15 protein-coding genes are annotated in these 17781 nt (G+C 70.4%); 11 read left to right on the top strand and 4 right to left on the bottom strand.

Features of this window, described 5'->3' with window-relative positions; translation table 11 throughout:
- Positions 1–57: 57 nt before the first annotated feature.
- Positions 58–4611 carry an AAA domain-containing protein gene (locus LZ199_RS11315; RefSeq protein WP_253993662.1) on the top strand — a complete coding sequence of 1518 codons (4554 nt, stop codon included), beginning with the start codon at positions 58–60 and terminating at the stop codon, positions 4609–4611.
- 3 nt (positions 4612–4614) lie between these two features.
- Here the strand turns inward: LZ199_RS11315 and LZ199_RS11310 are convergent, their stop codons facing one another.
- Complete coding sequence (locus tag LZ199_RS11310; RefSeq protein ID WP_253993661.1) at positions 4615–5196, bottom strand: Uma2 family endonuclease; 582 nt, start codon at positions 5194–5196, stop codon at positions 4615–4617.
- A gap of 181 nt (positions 5197–5377) precedes the next feature.
- Here LZ199_RS11310 and LZ199_RS11305 point away from each other — a divergent pair, with 181 nt between their 5' ends.
- From LZ199_RS11305 to LZ199_RS11265, 9 genes are all read left to right on the top strand, one after another.
- The gene (locus LZ199_RS11305) at positions 5378–8227 is read left to right on the top strand and encodes a TonB-dependent receptor domain-containing protein (RefSeq protein WP_253993660.1); all 2850 of its coding nucleotides are present in this window, start codon (positions 5378–5380) and stop codon (positions 8225–8227) included.
- Between the two features lie 3 nt (positions 8228–8230).
- Entirely contained in the window at positions 8231–8680 is a 450-nt protein-coding gene (locus LZ199_RS11300) for a GNAT family N-acetyltransferase (RefSeq protein WP_253993659.1), read from the top strand.
- A gap of 146 nt (positions 8681–8826) precedes the next feature.
- Positions 8827–10053 carry an NAD(P)H-dependent flavin oxidoreductase gene (locus tag LZ199_RS11295; protein ID WP_253993658.1) on the top strand — a complete coding sequence of 409 codons (1227 nt, stop codon included), beginning with the start codon at positions 8827–8829 and terminating at the stop codon, positions 10051–10053.
- Positions 10054–10168: 115 nt separating this feature from the next.
- Positions 10169–10579: a hypothetical protein gene (locus LZ199_RS11290; RefSeq protein ID WP_163863652.1), complete on the top strand. Its 411-nt coding sequence runs from the start codon at positions 10169–10171 to the stop codon at positions 10577–10579.
- Positions 10580–10619: 40 nt separating this feature from the next.
- On the top strand, positions 10620–12944 hold the full coding sequence (locus LZ199_RS11285; protein WP_253993657.1) for a hypothetical protein: 2325 nt from the start codon (positions 10620–10622) through the stop codon (positions 12942–12944).
- Positions 12945–13000: 56 nt separating this feature from the next.
- Positions 13001–13387, top strand: coding sequence for a lactoylglutathione lyase (gloA, locus tag LZ199_RS11280; RefSeq protein WP_163863655.1), 387 nt, complete (start codon positions 13001–13003; stop codon positions 13385–13387).
- 47 nt (positions 13388–13434) lie between these two features.
- The gene (gene nudC, locus LZ199_RS11275; RefSeq protein WP_253993656.1) at positions 13435–14274 is read left to right on the top strand and encodes an NAD(+) diphosphatase; all 840 of its coding nucleotides are present in this window, start codon (positions 13435–13437) and stop codon (positions 14272–14274) included.
- 81 nt (positions 14275–14355) lie between these two features.
- Positions 14356–15288 carry an oxygenase MpaB family protein gene (locus LZ199_RS11270; protein ID WP_253993655.1) on the top strand — a complete coding sequence of 311 codons (933 nt, stop codon included), beginning with the start codon at positions 14356–14358 and terminating at the stop codon, positions 15286–15288.
- A gap of 174 nt (positions 15289–15462) precedes the next feature.
- Complete coding sequence (locus LZ199_RS11265; protein WP_163863661.1) at positions 15463–16155, top strand: radical SAM protein; 693 nt, start codon at positions 15463–15465, stop codon at positions 16153–16155.
- 14 nt (positions 16156–16169) lie between these two features.
- On the opposite strand, the gene LZ199_RS11260 is transcribed toward LZ199_RS11265, so the two are convergent.
- Positions 16170–16610 (bottom strand): hypothetical protein, encoded by a 441-nt coding sequence (locus LZ199_RS11260; RefSeq protein ID WP_253993654.1) that lies wholly within the window; start codon positions 16608–16610, stop codon positions 16170–16172.
- A gap of 43 nt (positions 16611–16653) precedes the next feature.
- A complete protein-coding gene (locus LZ199_RS11255) occupies positions 16654–16935 on the bottom strand; it encodes a hypothetical protein (RefSeq protein ID WP_253993653.1) in 282 nt (93 codons plus the stop codon).
- 88 nt (positions 16936–17023) lie between these two features.
- Between LZ199_RS11255 and LZ199_RS11250 the strand changes: the two genes are divergently transcribed.
- On the top strand, positions 17024–17341 hold the full coding sequence (locus LZ199_RS11250) for a hypothetical protein (protein ID WP_253993652.1): 318 nt from the start codon (positions 17024–17026) through the stop codon (positions 17339–17341).
- A 21-nt stretch (positions 17342–17362) separates the two neighbouring features.
- Here LZ199_RS11250 and LZ199_RS11245 read toward each other — a convergent pair whose 3' ends face one another.
- The gene (locus tag LZ199_RS11245; RefSeq protein ID WP_253993651.1) at positions 17363–17734 is read right to left on the bottom strand and encodes a hypothetical protein; all 372 of its coding nucleotides are present in this window, start codon (positions 17732–17734) and stop codon (positions 17363–17365) included.
- Between the last annotated feature and the right edge of the window lie 47 nt (positions 17735–17781).

The raw sequence follows: 17781 nt of genomic DNA, 5'->3' as shown, positions 1-17781 counted from the left end.
CACCCTCCAGGCCCCATGGTAGACAGCGACCTCCCTCCTCTGGAGAGAGGTACCGCCGTGTCGCCCGAGTCCCGCAGCCGCGTCCTCGCGAAGATGCTCGAGCGGCTCTACGCCGCGCTCGCGTCCGGACCGAGCCTCAACTGCCGCCCCCACCACAGTCGCCAGCGCCTGGACCTCTCCGTGCTGAGCCGACTCGACGGCACCCCGCCTCACGCGGTGCTGGCCGCGCTGCTCGGAGACAAGGCCTCGGCCCGGCTCACGGTGAAGCCGCCCCCCAGGTCGGGCTCCCCCGGAATCTCGACGTCACTCGAAAGCACTCCGGCCAACGCGGGTGATACGCGGCCCCCTCCTCGCGCGGAGCTCGAGGCCGACGACGATGAAACGGCCCCCGCGTCGACGCGGGCCGAGGAGGAACAACAGGCCCTGCTGCGCAAGCTCACGGCCATCGTCGAGGACGCCCGCATCTTCGAGCAGGACACCGGCGCGCATGTCCTCCACGTCGGCTTCCCCTTGCTGCACCTGCCCCCCAACACCAAGGACAAGCGCGGCTTCGGCACCCGACGCATCCTCGCGCCCATCGCCTTCGTTCCCGTGCGCATCACCGTGAAGAAGGGACGCGTGACGGCGGTCGAGCTGGAAGGCGCAGAAGAGGGCGTGGACCGCGTCGCACCCAACACCGCGTTGCTGGCGTGGCTCGAACAACAGACGGGGGAGCGCTTCGGTGAGCTGTTCACCGATGAGGAGGGCGTGGACCCCTGGCGTGAGGTCAATGAGCTGGCGGCACTCGTCTCCAAGGCGTTGGAGCTGCCTGCTCCAGCGACCTTCTCACCCGAGACGCTCCTGGTTCCCGTGCCCCGCTCGGACGAGGAGGGCGCCACGGCGTCCATCCTCCCCAGCGCCGTGCTCGGCCTGTATCCGCTGTCGAATCAAAGCCTCGTGGACGACATGCGCGCGCTCGTGGACGGTGAGCCCATCTCCGGTCCACTGGAGAGCTTCTTGCGCGTGGATGTGTCGCTCGGGCAGGTCGCTCACTCCGGCGGCGGAGAGCGGAACCTCGAAGGGCTCAAGCTCGCCGCCGAGGAACGGCTCGTCACCATCGCGGACCCTTGTCAGGCCCGTGCGGTGCGGCTGGCGCGCAGTCGCAGAGGGCTCGTCATCCACGGGCCTCCTGGCACCGGCAAGTCGCAGACCATCGCCAATGCCATCGGCGACCACCTGGCCCGAGGCGAGCGGGTGCTGTTCGTCTGCGACAAGCGCACGGCGCTCGACGTCGTGAAGCACCGCCTGGACCACCTGGGCCTGGGCAACCTGTGCGCCGTCGTGCACGACGCGCAGAGAGATCAACGCGACCTCTACCTGGGCATCCGCGAGCAGCTCGATACCCTGCCCGAAGCGCGGACCCATGCCGCCGTGACGAAGGAGCTGTCCCACGTGGACCAAGAGCTCCAGACCCTCCACGACGAGCTCAGCACCGCCGAGCGCGCCCTCTCCGAGCGCCCCGCCGACGGCACCGCGCCCTCCTTCCACGAGTTGGTGGGCCAGTGGCTCTCCCTGGAGTCCCCCGCCGCGCTCGCTCCCGCCACGTCGTCACTCGCCTCCGCGCGGCTGGGTGAAGTCATCCCACGCGAACGCGAGACGCGCGAAGTCCTCGAGCGCGCGCTCAAGGAAGGCTACCCGGACAATCCCTGGCGAGAAGTCCTGGGCGTGGACCTGGCCACGTACCTCGCCACGCCGCTGGCCACCTGGCGCGAGCGCCTGGACACCGCGGTCGACGCGGCCCGTGACGCCGACTCACTCGCCTCCCCGAACATCCCCTCCTTTGGCGCGGAGCCCGAAGCCGAGGGCACCGCACGCGCCCACTTCGCCGAGCAGCTTGCTCCGCTGTTGGAGACCACGAGCCCTGAAGCACTCGCACGCTGGAGCGCGGCCTCCACGGACGCCGTGCGGACCGCGAAGGCCCAGCTCGATGGGCTCGCGCCCCAGGCGAAGGTGCTCTCCGAGGGGCCTCTCGATACGGAGCTCGCGTTGATTCACCGCGAGCAGCCCCACTCCCTGGGAGCGCTGTCCACGGCGCTCGCCACGCTGGGTGCGTATCTGGGCATCGCCAGCAAGTGGTACGCCTTCTTCTGCTTTGCGCGGAAGGCGGGCGCTCGCAAGGTGCTCCAGCAGTTCGGCCTCACGCTGGGCGCCGCCGCCGCGGACCGCGTCAGTCGATTCCTCACGGGCGCTCGCGCCCGCGCGTTGCTGAGCGAGTTCCACCGCTCCACCCTCGCGCCGGGCTCCGTTGCCGCGCACCTTCCCCACTCCACCGTGGCTCCGACTGTCGCCTCCGTGGGTGTCGCCCATCACAGCGTGGCTCCGGGTTCCACCGCGATGGGCCTCGCCACCTCAAGTCTTCCCGATGAGCTGCTGTCGCGGGACCTGCGCACTCACAGCGCCCTCTTCGACGTGCTGGGCACGCTGGACAACACGCCTCTGCTCGCCTCCTGCCGCGACGCCGTGCGCCGGGCCCTGACGGGGGACGCCTCGGCTCGCGCCGCGCTGCTCACGGGCCTCCGTCAATCTCCCGCCCGAGGCGCGGCGGTGACGAAGCTGGAGAAGCGCCTCTCCGAAACAGGGCTCCTCTCCTCGACGTGGCTCGCCACCCGCTCGCGCGAGCTGCGCGCGAGCGCCCGGTTGCTCCCCATCGCCTCCGCATTCCAGGCACGTCTGTCCACCGTGGAGGGAATGCTGCGCCTGCGCGCGCTGCTGTCCGGCATGCCGCCCTCGCTGGAGACCGCGGTGGAAGCCCTGGCGCGCCAGGGCGTGGACGCGGACACGGGCTGGACGTCCGTACTCAAGGCCACACTCGCCTCGGAGGCGTCCTCACGTCTGCGCGAAGACCCTGCCCTCCAGCACGTCGACGCCGAGCGCGCCCAGGCCACTCAAGCCCGCTACCGCGTGCTCGAGGAGAAGAAGCGCGGACTCGTCCGCGACGCCATCCTCCACCGGTGGACGCAGCGCCAGCGCGAGCGCCTGCTCGCAAGCACCGGCGGACGACTCAACACCCAGGGCGCGGAGCTGCGCCGTCGCCTCATGCTCCGAGGCGAGCGCGCCATGCGCGTGCGACAGGTCATCGCCACCGGCCTGGAGCTCGAAGGCGGAGACCCGCTCTTCGACGCCCGCCCCGTGTGGATGGCCAGTCCCCAGACGGTGGCGCAAATCTTCCCGCGCCGCCCCATCTTCGATGTCGTCATCTTCGACGAGTCCTCCCAGTGCCGACTCGAGGAAGCCCTGCCCGTCCTCACCCGCGCCAAGCGCGTCGTCATCGCCGGAGACCCGAAGCAACTCCCTCCCACGCGCTTCTTCGAGTCCGCCGTGGTGCAGAGCCAGGACACCGAAGCTGAAACGGAGCAGGGCCTCTTCGAGGACCAGCAGTCCGAGGTGGAAGACCTCCTCTCCGCCGCGCTCAACCTGGACATCGACCAGTGCTACCTCGACGTCCACTACCGCTCGCAAGACGCGGACCTCATCGCCTTCAGCAACGAGCACTTCTACGACAGGCGGCTCCAGGCCATCCCCGCGCATCCCTCGCACGTGGCTCCCCACGCGCCCCTGCGCCTGCTCCCCGTGGGCGGCACCTACGAGAAGCGCGTGAATCTCACCGAGGCCCGCGCCGTGGGCCAGCTCGTGAAGGAATTGCTCGCCCGCCCCGAGCCCCCCTCCATCGGCATCGCCTGCTTCAATCTCTCACAGCGCGACGCCATCACCGACGTCCTCGATGAACTGTCCGCGGAGGACGCAACCTTCGCCGCCCGGCTCGCCACCGCGCGCACCCGCCGCGGCGCCGGCTCCTTCGAGGGCCTCTTCGTCAAGAACCTCGAGAACGTCCAGGGCGACGAGCGAGACCACCTCATCATCAGCACCACCTACGGGCCCGACCGACAGGGGCGCTTCTACCGACGCTTCGGCCCGCTCGGCAGCGCGGGTGGAGGACGGCGCCTCAACGTGCTCGTCACTCGCGCCCGACAGCAGGTGCACCTGGTCACCTCCATTCCTCGCGACGCGTATACGGCCCTGCCGCCCGTGGAGTCCGGCCGTCAGCCCAACGGTGGCTGGCTCCTCTTCGCCTACCTCCAGTTCGCGGAACGCATCGCCCTCGCCCACGCGGAGGCCACCCGCGACGACGCGCTCCCCACCTCCGAGCCCTCCGCCCCGCGCGAGCTCGTCGTGCGCGAGCGGGAGACCGCGGCGGACTCCACCTTCGTCCGCGCACTGGCGTCACACCTCGCGCGACGCCACCACGTGTCCTCCGATGTGAACTGGGGCAATGACGGCTTCTGCGTGGACCTCGCCCTGCATCACCCCTCCGTCCCGGGCGACGTCACCGTGGGCCTGCTCTGCGACGGCACGCGCTACCCCAAGGCCGCCGACCGCGTGGAGTGGGACCTCTTCCGCACCGCCGTGCTGGAGGGCCAGGGCTGGAAGCTCGTCCGGCTCTGGACGCCCCACTTCTTCAGGGACCCGGAGGGCGCCACCACCCATGTGCTCCAGAGGGTGGGCGACCTCCTCATGCGCCAGCCAGCGACGGCACAGGCCACGGACACCTCCAGCAAGGGCGTCATGCACTGAGCCTCAGGGCGTCTTCGGCGTCGACTCCAGAAGCCACAGGATGCCCAGCTCCAGCTCCAACGCCTCGAAGGGTTCGGCACGCACGCGCTCGTCCCCTGTGTACGTGCCCAGCTCCACCCAGCGGCCACCCTCCAGGCGGAACACCTCCAGCGTCCGCGCCTTCGGGTCCACCAGCCAGACATGGCGCACGCCTTCTCGGGCGTAGATGCGCTTCTTCTTCACCCGGTCCAGTGACGCCGTGGACGGAGAGAGCACCTCGCAGACCCAATCCGGCGCCAGGGTGAAGTACGGCGCGTTCGGAACCTCCGGCATCCGCACCCGACGCCAGCCCGCCAGGTCAGGCACCAGCACGTCCTGCCCGAAGTGCAGCTCCGGCTCCACCAGCAACCACCACCCTCCAGGCCCTCCTCGGCCCCGCTGGAAGGGTCCATAGAGTTCGCCCTGCAGGCTGGAACTGGCCTTCGCATGTGGGCTCGCCGGCCGGGGCATGGCGATGAGCTCCCCGTCGATGATCTGCCCGACCATGTTCTCCGGCAGTGCGACCAGGTCCTCGTACGTCGCCGGCCGCTTCGGTCCCTCACCCATTCCCTCGCTCCTCTCCCCTCTGACTTCCCACCCCTCCAACATCCCCGCCACCTCCCCGAAGTGGAACCCCACCCCATACCGCGTGTCCACTCCTTCCTACTCAGCGGGTCTGACATCCGGCGGCCCACCCAAAGGCCCCCATGGACCTGCCATTCCAGAGGAGGAAGAATGTCACCGCCCCATGCTTCCCTCCCGCTCTGGCCTTCTCGTCTTGTCACTCCTGCTCTTGTCCGTGCCCGCGTACGCGGACAACAACGCCGACGAGGCGGACATCGCCTTCGAGCTGGGCAACGACGCCTACGCCAAGGGCCAGTACACCGAAGCCCTGCGCTCCTACTTCACCAGCTACCGGCTGGTGCCCAACCGCAACGTGCTCTTCAACATCGCCCGCTGCTTCGAGGCGCTGGGCAAGTTCAACGAGGCGTACCGCTACTACAACGATCTGCTCACCGAGGACCTGCCCACCGAGGACGCCTCGGAAGTCTCCCGCTCGTTGGATCGACTGCGCCCCAAGGTCGCGCTCGTCAAGGTCACCACCGTCCCCAAGGGCGCCGACGTCTACGTGGACCGCATGGACCTGGGCAGCCGGGGCCGCTCGCCGCAGACGCTCGCGCTGTCGCCCGGCCGTCACAAAATCATGGTGAAGAAGGACGGCTACCGTCCCACCGAGGCCACCGTCACCGTGGCGCGCGGCCGTGAGACGGAGCAGACCTTCGACCTGTTCCTCATCACCGGCGGCGTGGAGCTGACCGGCACCCCCGAGGGCGCCGAGGTGCGCGACGCCCCCAACGGCCCCGTCATCACCAAGCTGCCCGGCCGCGCCCGCCTGCCCCCCGGCCAGCGCATCCTCTACGTGCGCGCCCCCGGCTACTCCCCCGGCCAGTACGTGGTGGACGTGCCCGCCGATGGCAGCGTCCCGCTCTCCGTCGCGCTGCGCGTCCAGGACCGTCCCTCCGGCCGACTCGTCGTCACCGCCAACCGCGACGGCGCCACCGTGCGCGTGGACGGCAAGCCCGCCGGCTTCACCCCCACCGTCGTCACCCTCCCCGAGGGCGAGCACGCGCTGGAGGTGGAGAGCCGCGAGGTGCGTCCGCTGCGCCAGAAGGTGACCGTCGTGGCGGACCAGGAGGTGAAGATTCACGCGGAGCTGCGCTACGCGCCCCCACCCGTGCGCGCCGCGTCCAAGAGCCTGGTCGCCGTGGACGACGCTCCCGCCTCCACCACCGTGCTCACCCAGGAGGAGCTGCGCGCGTTCGGCTGGCGCACCCTCGCGGAGGCGCTCGCCGGCGTGCGCGGCTTCTACCTCACCGACGACCGGACCTATACGTACCTGGGCGTGCGCGGCTTCTCGCCCCCCGGAGACCTCAACACCCGCGTCCTCATCCTCTGGGACGGCCACGCCATGAACGACGTGTGGGCCGGCCAGGGCTACGCCGCCCACGACCTCAACGTGGACCTGATGGAAGTCGAACGCATCGAAGTCGTGCGCGGCCCGGGCAGCGCCCTGTACGGCACCGGCGCCTTCTTCGCCGTCATCAACGTGGTGCCCCGCGAGTCGCTGGGCCCGGACAACCACCTGGAAGTCACCGGCGCGGTGGGCGCGCTGAACACCACGCGTGGACACGCCACCGCGTCCTGGGAGGACGGCAATCGCTCCATCCTGGTGAGCGCCGCGGCGCTGACGGCCTCCGGCGCGGACACCACGCTGCTGCGACGCGCGGACCCCGCGCTGGGCGACCTGCTCGTCACCGGGCTGGACGCGGAGCGGGCCGCCACCGCCTCCGTGCGCGCCCGGCTGGGAGACTTCTCCTTCCAGGGCCAGCTCAACGTCCGCTCGAAGGAGCTGCCCACCGCCCCCTACGGCACCGTGCCAGGCGCGGAGGGAAACACCGTGGAGGACCTGCGCGCCTTCGTCGAGGCGCGCTACGAGCGCGAGTTCACCGAGCGCTTCAGCCTGTCCGGGCGCGCCTCGTTCGACCTCAGCCGCTACGAGGGCCTCTATGTGTACCCGGAGAGCGCCGGCGGCTCCAACAAGGAGGGCGGCGCGGCGGACTGGGTCAGCGGCGAACTTCGCGCGCGCGTGGGCATCTTCGAGGGCAACCGCCTCACGCTCGGCGTGGAGACGCAAGGGCAGCTCAGCGTGCGCCAGACGGCGAGCGACATCCCCCTGGAGACGAAGGCGCGCACGCTGCTGTCCGCGTACCTGCTCGACGAGTGGAAGCTGCACCCGCGCCTGAGCCTCTCCGCGGGCCTGCGCCTGGACAAGTACCTGGACCTGGACACCACGCCCATCACCCCGCGACTGGCCGTCATCGCCCGGCCCTACGACGCGGGCCTCACCAAGCTGGTCGCCGGACGCGCCTTCCGCGCCCCCAACGTCTACGAGCTCTACTACGCGGACGGCATCACCCAGGCGCCACCCGCGTCCCTGAAGCCGGAGACCATCACCACCTTCGAGGTGGAGCACGCGCACGACCTCACGGACGAGCTGCGCCTGTCGGTGGCCGGCTACCACAACCGCATCTCCAGCCTGGTGCAGCTGCGCACGGACGACGCCCCCTCGGAGGAGTGCGGCGGCTCGGAGTGTCTGCGCTTCGTCAACGACAGCGGCACCACGCTGGCGTGGGGCGCGGAGGCGGGCGTGCACTGGCAGCCGGGACGCTGGCTGCTGGTGGACGTGAGCTACTCGTACGTGACGCTGCGCAACGCCGCGGACGTGGTGGCCTCCGCGTCTCCCGCGCACCTGGTCTCCGGACGCCTGCTGATGCCGGTGGGCAACGGCGACATGCGGCTGGCCACCCAGGCCACCTACCAGAGCGCGCGTCCCACCGGCCCGGGCGGCGCGGACAGCGGCGAGGCCCTGCTCATCGGCTTCGGCCTCTCCGGCGACTACGGCCCGCTGCGCTACTTCGCTGGCGTCCACAACCTGCTCGACTCCGAGTACCAGATTCCCGTGTCGGACGAGAATTCCATCGCTCCCGTGCCCCAGTACGGGCGCACCTTCACCCTCCAGCTCACGGGGACCTTCTGACGCATGAGCGAGCCCGAGCTCGAGTTCACCTTCATCCAGCCTGGACACCCGCTCTACGAGGCGGAGCTGGAGCTGCGCTTCCGCGTGCTGCGCGAGCCCCTGGGCCACACGCGGGACGCGGTGAAGTTTCCGTTCGAGGCGCAGAGCCTCCACCTGGTCGCCCACCGGGGTGACAGCGTGCTCGGCTGCGTGCTCTTCAACCCCGAGGACTCGCACGGAGGACGTCTGTTCCAGATGGCGGTGACGCCCCACCTGCAGGGGCAGCGCCTGGGTGCCCGACTGGTCGAGACGCTGGAGGCGGAGCTGGTGCGACGGGGCATCACCCACGTCCACCTCCACGCCCGGCAGCCCGTCGTGCCGTTCTACGAACGCCTGGGCTATTCCGTGTATGCGGAAGCGTTCACGGAAGTGGGGATACCCCACCGACACATGAAGAAGTCACTCGCGACGTAGGCGAGGTCCGGGTGCTCACCACCCGACACCGGCGAATGTCTTCGAGCACCCGGGTGGCCCTCCGCCACCTCGCCCCCTGACCTCAACAGCCAGGGGATGCTGGTAACCTTTGGGAGAGGTCAGCGGGCCAGCGACACCGAGGAGACATGATGAACGGAACGAACGACGGACGCGCCGCGCCCCCTTCCCACCGGGCCGGCCCCTCGGGGGGTCCTGGGGACAGCGAGCTGGATGACGAGGGCTCTCCTTCCGAGTCGGACGAAAGCCGCGCGCCTCGCCGTCCGCCCATCCACGTCCTGGAAGACAACACGCTGCACACGCGGCTGACGCGGGACCTGGGCGTGCACTACCCCTTCGTCAGCGCGGGCATGGCCTTCGTGGCGCTGCCGCCGCTGGTCATCGCCGTGTCGGAGGCGGGAGGCATCGGCATGCTCGGCTCGGCGCCGGAGCCCGCGCCCTTCCTGCGCTCGCGCATCCAGGCCATCCGCGCCGGCACGCAGCGCCCGTTCGGCGTGGACTTCATCCTCGACCGCGCGCGGGCGGGGGACTTCACCACGCGCGAGCACATCGACACGTGCATCGCCGAGCGTGTGCCGGTGGTCGCCTTCCACTGGGCCCTGCCGCCCGCGGATTGGGTCAAGGCCCTGAGGGCCGCGGGGACGAAGGTCTGGGTGCAGGCCAGCTCGGTGGAGTTCGCGAAGGAGGCGCTGGTGTTGGGCATCGACGGGCTCATCGCGCAGGGCCGTCAGGCGGCGGGCTACAACAAAGGCACCACGCCCACGCTGAAGCTGGTGCGGGAGCTGCGCGCGCTGGTGGGGGAATTGCCGTTGCTCGCCGCCGGTGGCATCGCGGACGGGCTGAGCGCGGCGCGGGCGCTGTTCCATGGCGCCGATGGCGTCTGGGTGGGAACGCGCATGGTGGCCTCCGTGGAGGCGTACGCGCACCCGGGCTACAAGCAGCGCGTGGTGGATGGAGACGCGCGCGACTCCGACTTCACCACCCTCTTCGGCCCCGAGTGGTCCGGTCCGCGTCAGCGCGTGCTGCGCAACCGCGTGGTGCGCGAGTGGGCGGGCCGCGAGGCGCGCGCGCCGACGAACCCCACGGACTCCATTGGCACCACGCGGCTGTACCCGGGACTGACGGGAGGCGACGCGCTCTACACGATGCCGCGCTTCAGCGCCTTCGTGCCCACGCCCGACACGCAGGGCGACCTGGAGGAGATGGTGCTGCCCGCCAGCGGCTCCAGCATGGCGCGCATCGAGAGCGTGCAGCCCGCCGGACAAATCGTGGTGGAGATGATGGAGGGCGCGCACCGGCTGCTGGCGAACCCGTACGAGCTGGAAGCCGACGCCGACGAGAACGACCGCTCCTGAGTCGAGGTGCCCGGCGGACGGTGCCCTGGTGCTCCGCCCGCCGCCCTTCCGGCTGAATCGGGTGAAGCGCTCGGGGAAGTTGGAGTAGGAACCCACGCAAGGACGGGTGGGTGCCATGACGATGACGACGACACAGGCGCGCTGGAAGCGCGTGGCGGTTTCGGGCTGGGTGGCCCTCGCGCTGTGTGGCGGAGTGGCGGTGGCGCGGGCGGTGACTTCGGAGGTGAGGACTCCCTCGCGGCGCCTGTCCGCCGACGAGCGCGTCCTCCTGGGCCGGGCCGCCGCCGAGGCGGAGCCTCACTGGCGTCGGCGCTCGATGCACTCGTTCCCCGGTGACCACTGGTCCCAGGACGACGACTTCGGCGCGTCGGAGCGAGGGTGGGTGATGAGCGAGGCGCGCAGGCGCGACGTGCCGGTGACGGATGTGTTCGACGCCATCGACTCCGAGCTGCGCTCGTCGGCGCCCATCCTCCCGCCGCGCAAGGCCTCCGCCAGCCCGTGCAAGCCCCGTCCGTTCTACGACTGATGCCCGGCACCCTCCCGCTTCCCCGCGCGCACCCTTCCGCATGACGACCTCCTCTCACGGACTGCTCCGCGCAGCCCACCGCGCCGCCTCGCTCACCAGCGTGCGCCTGGCCCTCTTCGGCGTCCTCGCGCTCGCCGCGTGCTGGCACTCCCTGTCGCTCGCCGGAGGGATGAACGACTTCCGCGACTCACACCTGCTCGACTCCTACGAGGACGCGGGCACGCGCAGCGTGACGCACTACGGACAGCTCCCGCTGTGGAACCCCTGGTCCTGCGGTGGCCAGTACGCGCTGGGCAGTCCGCAGACGCGCGTCTTCTCTCCCACCGTCGTGCTGTCCTCGCTCGTGGGTCCGCGCCGCGCGGAGCCGCTCCTGCTGTGGGTCTTCCTCGTGCTCGGCATGGAGGGCTTCTTCCACTACGCCCGACGGCGCACCGGCTCCACACTGGGCGCACTGGGCGCCGCGCCGCTCTTCGGATTGATGGGCTTCACCGCGCTGTCCTGGGCCATCGGCTGGCTCAACTTCGCGGGATTCCTCCTGCTGCCGTGGCTGCTCGTCGGCACCCGGCGCGTCGTCGAAGGCAAGCTGTCAGGCGTGGCGCTCGTGGGTGGCGTCTTCGCGCTGCTCTTGAGCTTCGGTGGCACCTACCCCGTGCCCATGGGCGCCCTCTTCGTCGCGCTGGAGACCGGCCGCGCGCTGTATGGACTGCGCGGACCGCGCAACATGCCCAGACTGAACAAGGCGCTGTGGGCCCTGGGCGCCACCGCCTTGTTCACCGTGGCCGCCTGCGCCTTCCGCCTGTGGCCGCTCATCGAGACGATGCGCTCCTCACCGCGCGTCATGGCGGGCACTCCGGGCAACGCCCTGGAGCCGCTGGTGAAGATGCTGCTCCAGCTCCCCGCGCGCTCCGGCTACAGCGACCCGGGCAACTTCTACTTCGCGCCCGTGGCCCTCGCCCTCGCGCTGCCCGCCCTCGCTTTCGCTCGACGCCGCGCGCTGTACCCGGCAATCGTGGCGGGCCTGTGCGCGTGGATGGCGGCGGGCTACGCGGCGAAGCCTTCCCTGTTCGCGGGGCTGCGCACGCTCCCCATCTTCGAGACGTTCCGCTACCCCGAGCGCTTCCTCGTCCCCACCAGCCTCTTCCTCGCGGAGCTGGCCGCGCTGGGGCTCGCCGTGTTGCTCACGCGCACGTGGCGCTCGCCCTCGAAGTGGGCGTGGGCCGCCGTGGCCGCGTGCGCCGTGGCCATCGCGAGCTGGGGCCTGCAGCTTCGCGCCTTCGACAACCTGTCTCGCTGGGCGCAGATGACGGCGATGCCCGCCGAGCGCGAGCAGCCCTTCGCCCAGGCGCGCGGCAATCGCTGGTCTCAGGGACATCTGCTCGCGCTCAACCGGGGCTCCATCGCCTGTGGCGAGGCGTGGCCCGTGCCCATGTCCGCCAAACTGCGTGGAGACCTGAGCGCCGAGGAGTACCTGGAGGAGCCCGACGCGGGCACCGCGAAGCGCGTGGAGTGGACGCCCAACCGCGTGTCCGTGGACGTGGACGCGACGCGGCCCACCGTGCTCCTCGTCAACCAGAACTGGCACCCGGGCTGGAAGTCGTCCCAGGGCGAGGTCGTCTCGCGTGACGGGCTGCTCGGCGTGCACGTGCCGGAAGGCCACCACCAGGTGGTGCTGAGCTTCCTGCCCCGCTCGGGAATCGGTGGCGGGCTGGTGTCCGGACTCGCGTGGGCGGGGCTCGCGTTCCTCGTGTGGCGCCAGCGGCGTGGACACGCGTTGCGCTGGCCCGTGGCCATCAACGTCTTCACCGTGCCCATCGTCACCTGGTTCGTGCTCGCCATGGCGTGGCATGAGCCCGTGGCGAAGGCGGAGCCGCGCAACGCGGATGGCTCGCCGCTGACGGTGCCGGCACTGCCTCCCCAGGCCAGGGCCGTGGACACGCGCTTCGAGGTGCCCGTGGAGCTGGTGGGCGCGGAGGTTCCCGGAGAGCCGGACGCGGAGGGCATCCTTCCCCTGGCGCTCTACTGGCGCACGTCGACACCGGTGCCCCGCTCGGTGGGCATCTTCGTGCACGTGGTGTCGGCGGAGGGCCAGCGCATGGGCTCGGACCACGCGGTGGTGGGCGGCACCTGGTTCTTCGCGGACGCGCCCCGGAACACGTTGCTGCGCGACGCCTTCTCCCTCTCCACCCGAGGCTGGAGGCCCGGCGAGTGGAAGGTGCTGGTGGGCCTGTGGCACGCGGGCGGGGACCAGTCCCGCGTCAACGTGCTGGAGCCGAGCGGACAGCCCGTGTCCGAGGGCCGCGTGTACGTGGGGACGTTCACCGTTCCACGGAACGTCCGGGCCAATGAGTCCTCCGTGAACCCGTAGTCCAGGGGACGACAGCGCGCCGAGACGCGCGGCGCTCCCGGGGTTATGAAGCGCGCATGCGAATCCTGCACACCATGTTGCGCGTTGGAGACCTGGAGAAGTCGCTCGACTTCTACACACGGGTCATCGGAATGAAGCTGCTGCGCCGCCACGACTACCCCGACGGCAAGTTCACCCTGGCCTTCGTCGGCTTCGGCCCCGAGGACACCCACCCCGCGCTGGAGCTGACGCACAACTGGGGCGTGGAGAAGTACGAGCTGGGCACGGCCTATGGCCACGTAGCGCTCGGCGTGCCGGACATCCGCGCGACGTGCGATGCGATTCGGCAAGCCGGGGGCAAGGTGGTCCGCGAGCCGGGGCCCATGAAGCACGGCACCACCGTCATCGCCTTCGTCGAGGACCCGGACGGCTACCGCGTGGAGCTCATCGAGAAGGGCAGCTAGTCACAACGAAGCCTGCGTGGCCCGTCGCGGGCCATTAAGGTGGCCACGTGAGCCCCAGCCCTTCTTCGTTCCTCCCCAGCCACGAGCCCCCCGGCCGACCGCGCGACGGGGCCCTGCTCTTCCTCTCGCGCGGCATGGAGCTGCTCATCATCGAGCAGGAGGGCGCCGTCCACCTGCCCACAGGCTCCGCGTTCCCCCAGCTCGCCGAGGCCGCCCACTACCTGGGCGCGCTGGATGGCGTGGACTGCTACGCCGCCCCGCTGCCCCGGGACTTCGCGGCGCCGGAGGGCATGACGCTGGTGCCCGCGCGCTCGCTCTACAAGCGACTGGACGAGGTGCGCTTCGCCGTCGCCGGCCGCGCGCTCGCCATCGCCGAGTGGGACATTCAACACCGCTTCTGCGGACGCTGTGGCCAACCCACCCAGCTGGTCGCCGGAGAGCGCGCCCGCCGCTGCACGGTGGACAACACGCCGTTCTACCCGCGCATCTCCCCCGCGATGATTGTGCTCGTCACCAGGGGCGACACCATGCTGCTCGCGCGCAACTCCACGCTGCCGGAGCCCATGTTCAGCACGCTCGCGGGCTTCGTGGACGCGGGTGAGTCGCTGGAGGAGTGCGTCGCGCGCGAGGTGAAGGAAGAGGTCAACATCGAGGTGAAGAACATCCGCTACTTCGGCTCGCAGCCGTGGCCCTTCGGGCGCTCGCTCATGGTGGGCTTCACCGCCGAGTACGCGGGCGGCGACATCCAGGTGGACGGCAAGGAGATCGCCGAGGCGCACTGGTTCCACCCCGACCAACTGCCCCGCGTCCCGCCGCGCCTGAGCATCGCCCGGCACCTCATCGACGCCTTCATCGAGCGCGTGAAGGGCCCGGCGCACAAAGGCTGACAGCGTCCCAGGGGTGCCAATAAGCAGGCCTTCGCGCCATCAGTTACCGTCCCTCCCGCCTTCTCCGCAGGAGGGACCCGGATGAACCGCTTCGCGCTGCGCGACCGTACAGACAGCCTCGATGCCGTGACCCAGTACGAGGACATCGTTCGCATCCTCACCACCCAGGAGTTCCCCTGGGACATCACCCAGGCGCTCAGCTTCGCGCTGTTCCGCACCTACGCGGTGCCGAGCATCGGCGTACTCCTGCACGAGACGCGGGAGTTCAACGAGTGCACCCAGAAGCGCTACGACGACACGGTGCTCGTCCTCGACGCCATCCTGGAGCACGGCATCACCAGCCCCGTTGGACACAGCGCCTTCCGCCGGATGAACCAGATGCACGGCGCCTATGCCATCTCCAATGATGACATGCGCTACGTGCTCTCCACCTTCGCCGTGTCCCCCATCCGCTGGGTGGGCGAGTTCGGCTGGCGGCCCTTCACCTCCAACGAGGTGGAGGCGTGGACCCACTACTACCGTGAGATGGGCCGCCACATGGGCATCCAGGACATCCCGAAGACGCACGCGGACTTCGTCGCGTACCTGGACGGCTACGAGGCGAAGCACTTCGCCTTCGATGCGCGCAGCCAGGCCGTGGCCGACTCCACGCTCGAGCTGCTCACCACCTTCCCGCCCTCCCACCTGGCGCCCAAGAAGCTCGTGAAGCTGTTCGCGCGCACCCTCATGGAGGACGCGCTGCTGGACGCGTTCCACTACGCGCGCCCCTCCGCGCTCACCCGGAAGGTGTTCCGCTCCGCGCTCCGAATGCGCGGGAAGTTCGTGCGCTACGCCCTGCCCCCGCGCGAGGTCCCCAAGTTCGGCCGAGAGAGCGTCAACCTGCGCACCTACCCGAAGGGCTACGCCGTCGAAGAGCTCGGCACCTTCCCCAAGACGTGCCCCGTGCACCACCACCGCCCGGCCACGGCCGAGGAAGCGGCGCCCGCCAGGACCCAGGGTGCAGGCGGTTCCTGAGCCCGGACGGCCGTGAGTCCCCAGATTCCGCGCACTTCGCCGCGCGCGGAGCGGGGGCGCGGGCCCGGGAATCCCTGGCCGCCCCCGGAACGTTGGCTCCGGATTGGGGTGGCGGCTTGACCTCCCGGGCTGACTGGGGTTGAAGCGCCGCTCCCTTCGCCTCACGAAGAAGCCATGCCCGCCGCGCGTCCCCACATCGAGCCCCGCCTCGTCCCCACCGCCGACTCCGTGGTGGTGAAGGAGATCTACCTCTCTCTCCAGGGCGAGTCCTCGCACGCCGGCCTGCTGTGCGCCTTCATCCGCCTCACCGGCTGCCACCTGCGCTGCACCTACTGCGACAGCGAGTTCTCCTTCCACGGCGGCGCGCGCCGGAAGAACGCGGACGTCCTCGAGGAAATCAAGGCGCTGCGCACCCCGCGCGTGGAAATCACCGGCGGCGAGCCCCTGCTCCAGCCCGGCGTCTACCCGCTGATGCAGTCGCTGCTCGACGAGGGCTACACGGTGCTGCTGGAGACCAGCGGCGCCATCGACGTGCGGCTGGTGCCCGCCGCCGTGCACAAAATCGTCGACATGAAGACGCCGTCCTCCGGCGAGGCCTCGCGCAACGACCTGCGCAACTTCGCGTCGATGAACGCCAACGACGAGCTGAAGTTCGTCATCGGCTCACGCGAGGACTACGACTGGTCCAAGGCGCTCATCACCGAGCACCGGCTGGCCCAGAAGCCCTTCGCGCTCTTGTTCTCCACCGTGTTCGACAAGCTCCACCCGCGCGAGCTGGCCGAGTGGACCATCGAGGACCGGCTCCCCGTCCGCTTCCAGCTCCAGATGCACAAGTACCTCTGGGAGCCGAACGCGCGCGGCGTCTGAAGCCCGCCCCCGAGTCAGACGTCGGTCGCCGCGAAGTACAGCCAGCCCCAGAACAGCAGCCACGCGGCCAGGCCCCCCAGGGTCAGCCAGCCCAGCACGTACGCCACCCGCGCGGGAACCCGTCCCTTCGCGGGGCTCTCTCCCCGGCGGATGCGTCCCGCCTCCCGCATCCCCAGCACCACGCCGCCCACGCCCGCCACCAGCGGCGGCAGCGGCATCGCCAGGGTGCACGGCAGGACCAACAGCCCCAGCACCCCGAGCCCCAGCGCGCCCCAGGCCGCGCGCGACACGGGCCCGTCCTTGCGCCGCAACGACACACACGGCTCGCAGAAGGCGGACTCGCCGAAGAGCTCCAGACACTCCCCACACAGGAAGCTTCCGCAGCGCGTGCAGGTGGCCACCGCGGAGACCTCCGCGTGGCGCGCGCACAGGGCGGCCGTGCTCTCCACCGTCACCGGGACACCCTGGCGTCGGGCGAGCGCACGGCGAAGCGGACCCTCAGAAGCCCGGCGGAGGAACGCGCGCGGTCAGCGCCGTCAGCGAGTGGGCACCCAGGCCCAGGAACACCGCCGCGAGCACCGTGCAGGACACGAAGCCCGCGACGATGAGCCCCTTGTGGCGGTGCTCGAACTGGCTGAACGCGTAGAAGAGCGCGTAGCAGGGGATGAGCAACACCATCACTCCCGTGCCCACGCTGCGGCGGAAGGCATGGACGAGGAGGAAGGCGGCGCACACCAGGGCGATGAGACTGGACAGGATGGCGAGCGGGAGCAGCGGCACGCCCTCCCCTTAACACGTTCCACCCCTGGCCAGGGCGTCGTGCACATACTAAGCACGGCCCGCCGTCCTCCTGCCGAGGTGATTGCGCATGAACGCCGCCAAGACACTGCTCAACTTCGTCCTAGGGGGAGCCCTGCTGGGCATCCTCGTCGCGTCCTGGGCAGGTCCGCACTTCATCGGCTGGTACAACGAGACGCCCCTGGCGACCCAGACGATGTGCAACCTGCCCCAGGTGATTCGTCAGGTCAGCTCGGACCTGCTCACCTGGCAGACCATTGGCGCGGGCGTTGGCGCCGCGGTCTTCCTGGTGCTGGGCATCCTCTTCACCGTCCGCTCCAACCGGAAGGCGCGCGAGCAGCAGACCCGGACTCCGCCCCCGGCCGCTCCGCCCCAGACGACGCCCTGAAGCCACGGGCCCTGGCCCGACCTACGGCGTGCGGACCAGCACCGAAGGCGCGGTGCCCAGTACGCCACCGCCCTCGGTGTCCATGACGTTGACCTGCAAGAGGAAGTGGATGGGCCCCTCCACGTCCTCCGGCGCCGTCCACGTCGGAGTGCGCGAGTGGATGTCGCTGAAGTGGCCCGCGGGCTCCGCCGGCATCTGCGTCCAGTAGAACTCCATGTCGTCCCCGTCGGGGTCCTGCACCTCGAACACGAGCTGCACCACGCCACCGGGGACCACCGTCTTCGGACTCGGAATGGGGCCCGCCTGCACATCCGGCGGATGGTTGACCACCCGGCCACAGCCCAAGGTCGTGATGACCAGCGCGGCGAAGACTCCTGAAAGCGACCGAAGCATGGACTGCCCCCTGTGAAGAGTGGTCCCACGGTAACGCGCGAGCCCTC

It is taken from the genome of Myxococcus qinghaiensis (genome assembly GCF_024198215.1).
GTDB classification, from domain to species: domain Bacteria; phylum Myxococcota; class Myxococcia; order Myxococcales; family Myxococcaceae; genus Myxococcus; species Myxococcus qinghaiensis.
This window is presented reverse-complemented; position numbering and strand designations above follow the sequence as displayed.

Coding starts and splice junctions, on each gene's coding strand:
- LZ199_RS11300 (WP_253993659.1), top strand. CDS start 8,231: ATGAGCGAGCCCGAGCTCGAGTTCACCTTCATCCAGCCTGGACACCCG.
- LZ199_RS11290 (WP_163863652.1), top strand. CDS start 10,169: ATGACGATGACGACGACACAGGCGCGCTGGAAGCGCGTGGCGGTTTCG.
- LZ199_RS11310 (WP_253993661.1), bottom strand. CDS start 5,196: ATGGGTGAGGGACCGAAGCGGCCGGCGACGTACGAGGACCTGGTCGCA.
- LZ199_RS11245 (WP_253993651.1), bottom strand. CDS start 17,734: ATGCTTCGGTCGCTTTCAGGAGTCTTCGCCGCGCTGGTCATCACGACC.
- LZ199_RS11285 (WP_253993657.1), top strand. CDS start 10,620: ATGACGACCTCCTCTCACGGACTGCTCCGCGCAGCCCACCGCGCCGCC.
- LZ199_RS11305 (WP_253993660.1), top strand. CDS start 5,378: ATGCTTCCCTCCCGCTCTGGCCTTCTCGTCTTGTCACTCCTGCTCTTG.
- gloA (WP_163863655.1), top strand. CDS start 13,001: ATGCGAATCCTGCACACCATGTTGCGCGTTGGAGACCTGGAGAAGTCG.
- LZ199_RS11270 (WP_253993655.1), top strand. CDS start 14,356: ATGAACCGCTTCGCGCTGCGCGACCGTACAGACAGCCTCGATGCCGTG.
- LZ199_RS11295 (WP_253993658.1), top strand. CDS start 8,827: ATGATGAACGGAACGAACGACGGACGCGCCGCGCCCCCTTCCCACCGG.
- LZ199_RS11265 (WP_163863661.1), top strand. CDS start 15,463: ATGCCCGCCGCGCGTCCCCACATCGAGCCCCGCCTCGTCCCCACCGCC.
- LZ199_RS11250 (WP_253993652.1), top strand. CDS start 17,024: ATGAACGCCGCCAAGACACTGCTCAACTTCGTCCTAGGGGGAGCCCTG.